General features: G+C 71.4%; 8 protein-coding genes and 1 pseudogene. 3 read left to right on the top strand and 6 right to left on the bottom strand.

Translation table 11 applies throughout. The features are described from left to right. A partial coding sequence (locus AOK16_RS04200) for a DUF5605 domain-containing protein (RefSeq protein WP_055470850.1) occupies positions 1-954 on the top strand: 954 nt, incomplete at its 5' end. 18 nt (positions 955-972) lie between these two features. Here the strand turns inward: AOK16_RS04200 and AOK16_RS04195 are convergent. Together AOK16_RS04195 and AOK16_RS27970 are read right to left on the bottom strand one after the other, a co-directional pair. After that, a complete protein-coding gene (locus tag AOK16_RS04195) occupies positions 973-1,515 on the bottom strand; it encodes a GNAT family N-acetyltransferase (RefSeq protein ID WP_055470849.1) in 543 nt (180 codons plus the stop codon). Between the two features lie 80 nt (positions 1,516-1,595). Next, positions 1,596-1,718, bottom strand: a pseudogene (locus AOK16_RS27970) (transcriptional regulator); the annotation flags it as partial. A 112-nt stretch (positions 1,719-1,830) separates the two neighbouring features. On the opposite strand from AOK16_RS27970, the gene AOK16_RS04190 reads away from it, so the two are divergent. Next, complete coding sequence (locus AOK16_RS04190; protein ID WP_055470854.1) at positions 1,831-2,409, top strand: DinB family protein; 579 nt, start codon at positions 1,831-1,833, stop codon at positions 2,407-2,409. Positions 2,410-2,796: 387 nt separating this feature from the next. Here AOK16_RS04190 and AOK16_RS04185 read toward each other — a convergent pair whose 3' ends face one another. After that, complete coding sequence (locus tag AOK16_RS04185; RefSeq protein ID WP_055470848.1) at positions 2,797-4,269, bottom strand: ABC transporter substrate-binding protein; 1,473 nt, start codon at positions 4,267-4,269, stop codon at positions 2,797-2,799. A 140-nt stretch (positions 4,270-4,409) separates the two neighbouring features. Here AOK16_RS04185 and AOK16_RS04180 point away from each other — a divergent pair, with 140 nt between their 5' ends. After that, entirely contained in the window at positions 4,410-6,587 is a 2,178-nt protein-coding gene (locus AOK16_RS04180; protein ID WP_157859102.1) for a glycoside hydrolase family protein, read from the top strand. Positions 6,588-6,678: 91 nt separating this feature from the next. Here the strand turns inward: AOK16_RS04180 and AOK16_RS04175 are convergent, their stop codons facing one another. From AOK16_RS04175 to AOK16_RS04165, 3 genes are all read right to left on the bottom strand, one after another. Then, positions 6,679-8,784, bottom strand: coding sequence for an acyltransferase (locus AOK16_RS04175; RefSeq protein ID WP_079101046.1), 2,106 nt, complete (start codon positions 8,782-8,784; stop codon positions 6,679-6,681). Then, positions 8,774-10,177 (bottom strand): glycoside hydrolase family 28 protein, encoded by a 1,404-nt coding sequence (locus tag AOK16_RS04170; protein WP_079101045.1) that lies wholly within the window; start codon positions 10,175-10,177, stop codon positions 8,774-8,776. Before AOK16_RS04170 ends, AOK16_RS04175 begins: the two co-directional genes overlap by 11 nt. After that, the coding region (locus AOK16_RS04165; RefSeq protein ID WP_205627626.1) for a glycoside hydrolase family 28 protein at positions 10,174-11,493 on the bottom strand (1,320 nt) is incomplete at its 5' end. The genes AOK16_RS04165 and AOK16_RS04170, both read right to left, overlap by 4 nt.

The raw sequence follows: 11,493 nt of genomic DNA, 5'->3' as shown, positions 1-11,493 counted from the left end.
GGTCTGGACGCCGAGGGCCTGGACTTCCGCTACGCGGACGGCACGCCGTACCGCCCGTACGGGACGACGGTGGGGGAGGTCGACGAGGCCACGGTGGCGGCACTCGCCTCGACGCCCTTCAACCGGGTGCGGCTGCGGGCCCCCGAGGGGGAGGGGCTGGAGGCCTTCGAGCAACGGCTCGCCGAGCTGCGGGACTTGGGCATCGAAGCGGAGGTCCGACTGACCCGCGGCCACGACATCCCTTCGGTCGTCTCCCGCCTGGCGGCGTACCGCAACGTCTGGTGGTGCGCTCCGGAGGGCGCCGAGCGCGACCCGGACGTGCTGGCGGAGATCCGCGAACACGACTACGGCCACCACTTGCTGACCGTCCACGGCGGTGCGAAAACGGACTTCGGCGCCCCCTGGATCACACACGCCAGCGTGCAGCACGACGAGGTCCGGGCCGTCGGGGTGCTGACGGACCAGCTGTGCAAGCCGATCCTGATCGACGCCTGCGGCGCCGAGGGCGACGCCCCGACTCCCGAAGAGAGCCTGCCCGCACGGGAGATGGTGGCCAGGATCTGGGAGGGCGTCTGCCAGGGCGGCCACGTCACGCACGCGGAGTCGTACGGCCCGCGCCCCTGGTCGGCGTGCGGCGGCCGCCCGACCGGCGAGTCGGTGCCCCGCCTGGCCTTCCTCCGCGAGATCCTCGACGCGACCCCACCGCGCCCGCGCCACAACCCGGCCTACTACGACGCCTCGACGATCGAGGTCCCCGGTGCGTACCTCCTCCAGTATCTGGGCCCCCACCGCTACCCGAGCCGCCGCTTCACCCTGCCGGGCGGCCCGTACGAGGTGGACGTCATCGACACCTGGAACATGAAGGTGCGGCGCCTGCCCGGCGCGTGGACCGGCGACTTCGAAGTCCCCCTCCCCGCGGAGCAGTACATGGCAATCCGCATCAGCCGGGCCTGACACCCACCGGAACCCACCTCAGCGCGCGGCCGGTCGGGCGCCGAGCCGGAAGAGCACGCTACGGCGCAGCGGCCCGTCCGGCACGCCGGGGTCCTCGAAGTCGTCGGCCGGATCGCGGGTCATGCCGATGCGGCGCATCACCGCCTGCGAACGGAGGTTGGCGGCCGCGGTCACCGCGAGGACCTCCGCCAGCCCCAGTTCCTCGAAGCCGAACGCCACGACCGCCTGGGCGGCCTCAGTGGCGTAGCCGTGCCCCCAGGCGGCGCGGGCCAGTCGCCAGCCGGCCTCGACTCCGGTGAACGGCATGCCCTCCTCTACGGGGTCCAGCCCGGTGAACCCGATGAACTCACCGGTGGCCCGCACTTCCAACGCCCACCACCCCCAGCCTCGCCGATCGAGATCAGCCTGGAATCGGGCGGCGGACGCCTCGCTCTGCTCCCGAGTGAGGAGCCCCGGAAAGTACTCACGAACCTCCGGATCGGCATTCATCCCGGCCCAGGGCCCAAGATCGGCTTCCCGCCACTCACGCAGCACGAGCCGATCGGTTCGCAGTTCGGACATAGCGCCAACCTAGCCCGACCACGGACCTCAGGCGACGGAATATCGGCCCCCGTTCTCGACATCGCCGCCCCGTTTTTTCGGTCATCGCATACGATCCGGGGGCATATCGCGTCCAGCCGCTCGGCGAGCAGTGCCCCGGGCCAGTCCCTGCCCGCCTGGAGGAGCGAGAGCAGGGACAGCAGTCGCGCTGAGGTCTTCTGCATCCTCCATGCTGCCCGTAGAAGAGGACGCATCCTGCCGCTTCCCCTGCGATCGTCGTCTCATGCCGGACACCTCATGCCGTGCAAAGTGAACGATCGGAAGGGCCTGATCACCATGACCGCCTCCGCCACACCCCCCGCCCCCCTCGACATCGAGCGGGCCGAGCTGCTTGCCGAACTCGCGACCGTACGATCGGCCCTGATCAGAACCGCCCACGGGCTCGGCGACGAACAGCTCGGCGAGCGCCCGACCGCCAGCGCGCTCTGCCTGGGCGGGCTGCTCAAGCACGTGGCAGCCGTCGAGGAGGCGTGGATGCGCTTCGTGGTCGAGGGCCCGTCGGCGATGAGCTTCGACCTGCCTGAGGGGATCACCTGGGCCGATCTGGAGGCCGGTACCGCGCGCGAGCTCCCGCAGTGGGTGATCGACCGCCAGAACGAGTTCCGGATGCTGCCCGGCGACACACTGGCCGAGATCCTCGCCCACTACGAGCAGGTGGCCGCCCGAAGCGAGAAGGTCATCGCCGCCGTGCCCGACCTGTCCGCGACGCACCCGCTGCCGGAGGCGCCGTGGAACGAGCCGGGAGCGGTGCGCAGCGTACGCCGGGTGCTGATCCACGTCATCGCCGAGACCGCCCAGCACGCCGGGCACGCGGACATCCTGCGCGAGACGCTCGACGGCCGGACGGCCACCTGATGCGCGAGCCGAGGCGGACTGGACGGGTTTCGGCGAGGCGGGCCGGGTCCGGAGCGCGGCCAGGCGGAGCTGCGCCAGGCGAAACCGCGTACGGCCTGCCAAGGCGCTCCGGGACAGCCTGACCCGGATGACCGTCCTGGACACCCGAGCGCTCAACCGCGCTACCCTGGCGCGCCAGTTGCTGCTCGACCGCGCCGATCTGCCGGTGTACGACGCCGGGACGTGCAGGGCTTCGAGCTGGTTCATACCACCGAGCGGCACGGTCACCCCGCCTGCCTTCTGGCTCGCCGGGCTGAAGAGGTCGCCGGCCTGCCCGTTCGGGAGGCCGGCGACCTCTGAGTCACCGGTGGACCTGTGGGGTCAGCGGAGGTCGGGGGCCTCCGGGGTTCACCAGTCCTTGCCGGCCGCTACCTGGGACTGGATGTAGGCCGGGAAGCCCTCGCGTTCCGCGACGGTCAGGGCGGACCTCGCGGACAGGCAGTCCTCGAGGACGTAGTGGCGGAAGGCGAGGTCCTGCAAGTCCCAGTACTCGGTGTTCTCGTAGTCGCGGACTGTCGCGTTCTCGCCCCAGAAGACGCCCGAGGTGTCGATGCCCTGGAGCTCCGGGATAGCCTCGCCGAAGGCGGAGACTATGGCGTCGGACTCGCGCGCCGGCTTGATGCCGTGCCTGGACAGTTCGACCTGGGCCTCCTCGGAGATCAGCCACTTGACGACCTCCAGCGCCTGCTCCTTCTTGCGGGACTGCGGCGGCAGGAACGCGGCGATGGTGTTGGGCTGGTAGGTGTATTGGTCCTTCCCGCCCAGGACCGGAACGGACGAGACACCGAGGTCGAGGTTCTCGCACTGTCCCTTCCACTCGTCCTCGTCGCCGTCCGGGATGTAGTGCTCGTTGAGGTTGTACCCCATGAACTTCCAGAGCCTGTCGACGGCCATGGCCACACGGCCCTTCAACCGCACGTCGTCCACCGTGGTGAAGGTGCAGCGCGGGATGAGCAGGAAGCGCTCCATGTTGTCGGCGAGCCGCATCCAGGGCTCGGAGGTGACGTTGATCTTGACGTCCCCCGGCGCCGGGTTCTCGCTGCCGGTGGGCACGAAGGGGTAGAGGCCGAGCTGGTTGAAGTACAGGTAGGTGTCCGGGTGCTGGAGATAGCCCTTGTACGCCTTGAGGTCCTTCTCGTAGGTCAACTTCTTGGCCAGCTTGTAGGCCTCGTCGTACGTCATGCCGGGCTTGGGGTGCTTGACTCCGCGGTCATCGAAGATCTTCTTGTTGTAGATGAGCACGAAGTCGTCGTTGAACAGCGGGACGCCGTACATCCCGCCGTCCGAACGGGACTTGACCAGCTCGACCGCGGCTGGGCTGAGGCCGTCGACGTCGACCTTGTCGGTGAGGTCCTCCACCCAGCCCAGGGGCTCCAGGTCGCGGTCGATGCGCCGGCGCGGGTCTTCGAGGATGATGTCCGGGACGACCCCGGCCGCCTTGAGATCCTCGTACCGGATCGGGTAGTCCCAGGTGCAGGCCTTGAACTTGATGTCCGGGAACTTCTCCGCGAGCTTCTTGCCGATCACCTCGTAGAAGAAGCCCTCGTTCTCGAAGGGCTTGTAGTTCGCCATGAAGATGAAGATCTCGTCGTCGCAGACCTCGAACGGCTTGTTGTACCGGTTGGGGACCGGGGTGCACGCCGCGCCCGCCCTGGTGGCATACCGGCTTCCCGGATCCGCTGGTGTCTGCGCCCGTGCGCTCTCCGGGGCCAGGATCGCGGCGCCCCCCAGGGCGGCCGACCCGGCCAGTGCGCTGGCCGCGACGAAGTTCCGGCGCGTCAGCCGGCGGGGGTGCTCCTCGGCACCGGACCCTTCGCTCATGTCACACTCCACTTCTCGGGGAGGATCTGGCAGCTGCTGTGGCTGATTTGCGAACTCCACTGGCATGCCACTCGAATGCCACTATGGTCCAGCCGGGCGCCATGGGCGTCAACACCCGTGCGGGAATGGGGTTTTGGGATATGGCGGGATCCGCGGGACAGCTGGTTCTTCGGGACGAGGGGAGCGGGAAGGTTCTGGAGGTCGACACCGGGGGCGGGAGCCCCTGCGTGCGGCTGCTCATCAAGGGGGACGGCGAGGCTTTCTTCGTCGGTGAGTTGTCTGCGATGCTGCTCGTCTCCACTGGGCGGCCGTGGCGGCCGACGCACCCGGGGGTGCGGAATGCCGTTGTGATCCGCGACGGCGATCGGCTCGTCGTGCGCTGCTCCGTCGGCGTACTCGACGCCGAGATCGCCTTCGCTTTCGAGGAGGGCCTGCTGTGTACGGAGATCACCTGGTCTCGTCCAGCAGGTCCAGCGGTTCTGACCGAACCTGCCGGGGGAGCCGAAGGGGCCGACCCGGCTGCCTCGGGCGGGAGAGCGGAAGAGGCTGACCCGGCCCGACGGACTGGCCAACCCGCCGCCCCCCTCACCGACCTCGCCGTCGGCCTGCTCCTCGAACTGCCCGGCTCCTCGCCCGAGATGGTGACGCTCCCGCAGGTCCTCTACCGCGACAACCCGTCCTCCGACCCCACCCGCACCGTGCCGAAACTGGGCACGGAGCCATACGGCGGTGTGGTCGTGGAGGAGCACCGGCTGCCCGTCCCGTGCGTCCACACCGAGTGGGACGGAAACGCCGGCGGGCCGCGCCAACTGGCCCTCTACTCCCTCGACCCCGGCGACGGCTCCCTGGGCGCCGTCGTACGGAACGGCCTGCTCTCCCTGGCCGCCCTCAGCGGCCCCGTGATGCTCAACGGCGCCCCGGACATCCGCTACGTCCACAAGGGCGCCACCGCCCCCTGCGGCGACAGCGCAGGATATCGTCAACTCGGAGCGGAGAAGGGCCAGTTCACCACCCGCCACGCCCTCGACTGGGGCCGTCCCCGCCGCCCGGGACACGGCTTCCGCGACATGGTGCACCAAGGGCTCCGGCTGTACGGGCCCGTCGGCGAACGGCCCCTGTCGCTCGACGAGATCGTCCGTCACAAGACGATGGCCATGGACCGCCGCTGGTACGAGCGAGCAGGAGTGGCCGGATACCTCAAGTTCCCCGGCCCCGGCCACACCCCCGGCTTCATGTACGGCTGGACAGGGCAGTGCCTCAAACTCGCCTGGTGCGACGCCCGGCTCGGCCTGGAAGGCGGCGTGCCCCGGCGCGTCGACCGCTGCCGCCGCGCCGTCGACTTCTACCTGGACGGCAGCGGCACCGGAGCGCCGCCCGGCCTGCGGCTGAGCTTCCACAACGTCGAGGACGGCAGCTGGTCCGGCTTCCAGCGGGACGGCCGTACGTTCGTCTCCGCGCGCGCCTACGGCGACAACCTGGGCGATCTGGCCGATGTCATCGGTCTGTTGGGGGAACACTCCCAGGAAGTCCCCGGCCGCTGGGTCGAGGCCCTCCGCGAAGGCGCGGACCTCGTGGTCCGGAGCACCCTGCCGAACGGCGTCCTCCCGCTCGGCTGGCGGCTCGACGGGACCCCCGACCCGGAACCGCCCGGCGCGGCCGGACTGCCGTGCGTGCTCGCCCTCCTCAAGACCTACGGCGTAACCGGGGACGAGCAACTCCTCCGGCACGCCGCCGAGCTGGTGGAGCGCTACCAGAGACGCCACGCCGAGGACTTCTCGCTGCCCTTCGCCCGCGCCACCCTCGACGCCGTGTGCGAGGACAAGGAGGCCGGAATCGCCTTCTTCCTCTGCGCCGAAGCGCTGTGGTCGCTGACCGGCGAGCCGCGCCACCGCGAGTGGGCCGAGGCCGCCGCCGACTGGCTGCTCACCTGGGTCTACCAGTGGAACCCCGAGTTCCCGCCCGGCTCGCCCCTGCGCGAGCGCGGGTTCTCGGCCGTCGGCTGGCCGGGCGTCAGCGTCCAGAACCACCACCTGGACGTGTTCTTCCCCGCCTACGAGCTGTGGCGGTTCGGTGAGGAGGCCGGACGGCCCGACTACGCCCGGCTAGCCGAGCTGGTCCTGTACGCGTTCGGGCAGGGCATCTGCACCGAGCCCGGCGCGTGGGACTTCGCGGGCCCGGGCGAGCAGGGCGAGGGCTTCTACCCGACCAACTGGCAGGTACGCGGCACCAGCAACACCTGGAACCCCTCCTGGGTCACCGCCCAGGTCCTCTCCAACGCACTGCGCATGCGGGGTGCCCTGGCGGGCGGCGGGCGGTGAACGGACGGCGCCGTCGCCGTCCGCCGCCACCCGCAGACCGACCGGTGCGGCCGTGAGGGTCGCGCGGGTGGGGGCGCGCCGGGCCGCCGCGTCAGTCCAGCCCGATCCGGGCCGGTGCCGGTCTGTGGATGCCGGACGGCCGGTAGCCGAGAGCCCCGCTGATGCCCAAGTGGTTCGCCAGCAGCCAGGTGATGGCCAGCCACATCTCCGTACCCTGCAGGCCGGGCGTACGGTCGCGGGTGCCGCCCGGCTCCAGCGCGAAGCTGAACCCCTGCCCGTCCCGCCAGCGGTCGAGCAGCCGCAGCAGCTGCCCGCGCGCCCAGTCCTGGCCCTCGGCCCGCCGGTGTCCGGTCTGCCGGGCGCACAGCCACAACGGGTGGATCACGTCGAGCACGTTGCACGCGGTGCCCCGGTCGGGGCCGAAGAACGCGGAGTCCCGGGCGTGGGCCAGCACGGTGTCCACGACCCGCTCGGGGTACGGGACGGGCAGCCCGAACTGGGCAAAGGTGCCGCGCGCCAACCGGTAGAAGCCGTTGACGGGCTGCAGCCACCGGTCGGCCGCGCCGGGCCGCCCGTACAGGCCGTGGCCCGGGTCGGCGTTGACGAGCAGCCAGCCGAAGAGCGTCTCGGCCGACTCCGCGCGCAGCCCGAAGCCCTCGATGTTGCGCAGGATCGCGGTGCTCACGCCGTCCACCCAGTGGCCACTGCGCCAGGCCTGGGTGCGCCACGGCAGGCGGTCGAGCCGGGTCCGCAGCTCCGCGGGCCGCAGTGCGTGGACGGCCCGCACGGGGTGCTCGAAGCGGGAGCCGAGCAGGTCGAGGGCGTAGCCGACGCAGAGGATGTGGTACATCGCCGCGTCGTCGTCCAACGTCGGCCGCTCGGCGGCGAGTTCGGTGCCGGTGGCCGACCTGGGATCGCTCCCGAGTTCCGGTACGAGGCCCGTCTCCGGGTCCTGGAGCCCGCGCAGGTACGCGGTCAGGTCCTCGCCCGAGCTGCCCGGCGGGGGAGCGCCGAGCAGCAGCTGGGCGATCTCGACCGCGTCGCACACGGCGCGGACGGTCCGGGGCGCGCCCGGGCGGTCCACGAAGGCGGGACGGCCTTCGGTGTCCTCCTCCCGGCAGCGCTCCAGCAGTTGGGCCGCCTGCTCGCGGGCCCGGTCGGCGAAACGCGCCAACCGGGAGTCGAGGCTCGTCGCGACGGTGCGGTCCGCGCGCTCGCCGGCGCCTGCGTCGGCGCCCGCGCTCGCGTTGGTACCCGCGTCGGTGTCGGCGAAGCGACTCGGCTGCGTGTCGAGGCTCGTCGCGAGGGTGCGGTTTGTGTGCTCGACGGCGAGGTTGGTGTGCTCGACGCGGCCCGCGCTGACGGCAGTTGGCGTTCCGGCGGCTTCGTGTGCGGGAGCCGCCGCCCCGGCACCGGTTCGGGCGCTCACGCCGTCCGCCGGGCTGGGGCCGCCCGCGAGGCCGGGGCCGTCCGCGAGGCCGGGGCCGTCCGTCCGTCCCGTACGGCCCGTTCCGCCCTCCCGCCGGTCGCGGATGCGCCGGGCGGGGTTCCCGGCGGCGATCGACCACGGCGGGAGGTCCTTGGTGACGACGGCGCCCGCGCCGATGACGCAGTGGTCGCCGATGGTGACCCCGTCGACCACGACGACGTTCGAGCCGATCCACACGTCGTCGCCGATGACGATCCCGGTCGAGGTGAGCGGCTGCTTGTGGACGGGCCGGTCGGGCGCGATCGAGTGGTTGAACCCCAGCACCGAGCTGTGCGCGCCGATCCGTACGCCGTCGCCAGCCCGGACCTTGCCGCGGACGGTCGCGTACGGGTTGATCGTGCAGTTCCGGCCCAGCTCCACGTCGTCGGTGACATAGGCGTGGGCGGCGATGTAGGAGCGTTCTCCCAGGTGGAGGCGGTCGGTGAAGACCCCGGCCCAGGGCGATACGAAGGTCCGCTCGTCGAGGACCGCCTCGCCGCCGTGCCCGGCGAGCCGTTTGACGAGCCGCTGCCGCCACTCGGTCTGCTCTCGCAGCTCCTCCTCGGAGGCCGAGCCGAAGAACTGCCAGGGGCACAGGTCGTAGCGCCCCGGCACCCCGGCGCCCAGGGTCCCGGCAGCGAAAGCAGCGTTGGCGGCGTCAACGGTGCCGGTGCCGGTGTCGGCGTCGGTGGCGTCAGCGGAGGCGGTGTCCGTGGCGTCAGGGCTCATGGGCGATCGGCTCCCCGTTCCTCGTCACGTTGTCGAGGACGAGCCCCTCGACGTTCTCCAGCCGGTCCCCCTCGGCCAGTTCGCCGAAGGCGCAGTCGGTCAGGCGCAGCCCTTCGATCCGGGAGCGCTCGTACCCGCGCGCGAGCAGCGCACGCCGGGCGCGGCCCACCGTGACGTTGCGGATGTCGATGTTCCGCACGACGGGGGTCTGGTCCCCGCTGTCGCCCTCGCCGCGGAAGAAGTCGCAGGTGACGAACTCCTTGGTGAGGTTGGAGACTGTGATGCCGTCCAGGTGGATGTTCTCGGCGAAGCCGCCGCGTACGGAGTTGGTCTTGATGTAGAGGCCGAAGTAGAGCCCGGGGCCGCCGATCCGGCAGTTGCGGACGAACACGTTGCGCACGCCGCCGGTCAGGTCGCTGCCGAGGGTGATGGCACCGTAGCGGTGCCGCAGGTCGCAGTCCTCGATGAGGATGTTCTCGCTGGGAACGTTCACCCGCCGGCCGTCGGCCTCCCGCCCCGACTTGATGGCGATGCAGTCGTCCCCGGCGTTGATGGTGCAGCGGCGGATCACCACGTCCCGGCAGGACTCCGGGTCGATGCCGTCGTTGTTGGGGCCCGGGCTGTCGATGACGACGTCCTGCACGAGAACGTTGCTGCAGAGCACCGGGTGGATCTCCCACATCGGGGAGCGGATGATGGTGACGCCCTCGATGAGGACGTTCCTGCAGCCGTACGGCTCGATGAAGTTGGGCCGGAACCAGTGGCCCGCCCCGTAGACCCGCTCGGTGACCGGCACGCCGTATTCCGCCTGCCGCCACAGCGCGGGCCAGTCGTCCTCCTGCTGCGGGATGCCGGGCCGCCAGCCGAACTCCTCCTGGCCGGACCAGGGCCACCAGTGCGTCTCGTCGGCCCGCCCGTCGAGCGTCCCGGCACCGGTGACCGCGATGTTCTCCTGGCCGTGGGCGTAGATGAAGGGCGAGTACGCGTAGCACTCGACGCCCTGGAACCGGCTGAGCACGACCGGCAGATACGCGGCGGGGTCGCGGCTGAACGCCAGCCGCGCGCCCGCCTCGACGTGCAGGTCGACGTTGCTGAGCAGGTGGATCGCCCCGGTGGCGTACGTGCCGCGGGGAACGGTCACGTGGCCGCCACCCGCCGCGTGGCAGTCCGCGACGGCGCGCCGGATCGCCTCGGTGCAGTCGGTGCGGCCGTCGCCGCGCGCGCCGTAGCGGGTGACGGGGAACTCGCGGTCGGGGAAGCGCGGTGGGGCCACCCGCTCCCGCAGGGCGTCGGCGAGGTGCCAGCCGGAGGGGGCGGACGCGTCGGACAGGGGGGCCGAGCCGGAGGGCACCGCGGAGTCGGAGGGAGCTGCTGCTGTCCGTTCGCCGGTCATGCGGTGCGCACCTCCTCCCCGTTGACGGTGACCCTGCGCAGCACGAGCCCCTCGACGTTCCGCGTCACGTACGGCCGGGGCTCCTCCGTGTCCGTCATGTCAGTGAAGGCGCAGTCGTGCAGCAGCACGTCCCGTACGGGGTTGGCGTCGTTGCCGATGAAGTACCAGGCCAGCGGGCCGGTTTGGGCGGTGAGGCGGTGCACCTCGATGCCGCGCACATCGGGGTAGTACGCGCCGCTGCCGATGCCCTCGTAGTCCAGCGCGATCTCGATCACGGAGTCGCCGACCGTCCCGACGGTGATGCCGTGGAAGACGATGTCGCGGACGTAACCGCCGCGCTCCGGATTGGACTTGATCCGCAGGGCGCGGTCGAGGAGCGGGCTGTCCATCCGGCAGTCGCGGGCCAGGACGTTGGCGACGCCGCCGGTCGTCTCGCTGCCGATCGTGACCCCGCCGTGGCCGTCGCGCATCTCGCAGCGCTGCACCAGGGCGTTGCGGCAGGGGGCGCCGACCCGGCGGCCGTCGGCGTTCTTGCCCGCCTTGAACGCCACGCAGTCGTCCCCGGTGTCGAACACGCAGTCCTCGATGAGCACGGAGTCGCAGCACTCCGGGTTGCAGCCGTCGTTGTTCGGGCCATGCGGGCTGTCGACGGTGACCCCGCGGATGGTCACGTTGCGGCAGAGCACCGGGTGGATGTTCCACATCGGGGAGTCCTTGACCGTCACCCCCTCGATCAGGACGTCCCGGCAGTCGTAGAACTGGATCAGGCTCGGCCGCAGGTGGTGGTCGGCGCCGAAGACCCGCTCGGCCACCGGAACGCCCTGCTCCGCCCAGGCGGCGAGGGCGAGCTTGTCGACCTTCTCGGGGGAGACCCCGCCGTTCTGGCCCTTGGTCCAGTCCCACCAGTGGGTGGCGTCGGCCTGGCCGTCGATCGTGCCGCCGCCGGTGAGCGCGATGTTCCGGCAGCCGTGGGCGTAGACGAAGGGGGAGTAGTTGCGGCACTCGATGCCCTCGTGCCGGGTGTGTACGACCGGCAGGTACGCGGCCGGGTCGCGGCTGAAGCGGACCGTGGCGCCGGAGGACACGTGCAGGTCGATGTTGTCGCGCAGGTGGACGGCCCCGGTGAACCACGTCCCCGGCGGCACGACGACCCGGCCGCCACCCGCCTCGGCGCAGGCGGCGATCGCGGCGCGGAAGGCCTCCGTGCAGTCGGTGGCCCCGTCGCCGACGGCGCCGTGGTCGGTGATGTCCACGCTGCGGCGCGGGAAGCGGGGCGGCCGGATGCCCGCCAGGATCCCGGCCGCCCCGCTTCCCGC

Origin of the sequence: Streptomyces pathocidini, assembly GCF_001418495.1 — a bacterium.
In the GTDB taxonomy this organism is placed as follows: domain Bacteria; phylum Actinomycetota; class Actinomycetes; order Streptomycetales; family Streptomycetaceae; genus Streptomyces; species Streptomyces pathocidini.
This window is presented reverse-complemented; position numbering and strand designations above follow the sequence as displayed.

Coding starts and splice junctions, on each gene's coding strand:
- AOK16_RS04195 (WP_055470849.1), bottom strand. CDS start 1,515: ATGTCCGAACTGCGAACCGATCGGCTCGTGCTGCGTGAGTGGCGGGAA.
- AOK16_RS04190 (WP_055470854.1), top strand. CDS start 1,831: ATGACCGCCTCCGCCACACCCCCCGCCCCCCTCGACATCGAGCGGGCC.
- AOK16_RS04185 (WP_055470848.1), bottom strand. CDS start 4,269: ATGAGCGAAGGGTCCGGTGCCGAGGAGCACCCCCGCCGGCTGACGCGC.
- AOK16_RS04180 (WP_157859102.1), top strand. CDS start 4,410: ATGGCGGGATCCGCGGGACAGCTGGTTCTTCGGGACGAGGGGAGCGGG.
- AOK16_RS04175 (WP_079101046.1), bottom strand. CDS start 8,784: ATGAGCCCTGACGCCACGGACACCGCCTCCGCTGACGCCACCGACGCC.
- AOK16_RS04170 (WP_079101045.1), bottom strand. CDS start 10,177: ATGACCGGCGAACGGACAGCAGCAGCTCCCTCCGACTCCGCGGTGCCC.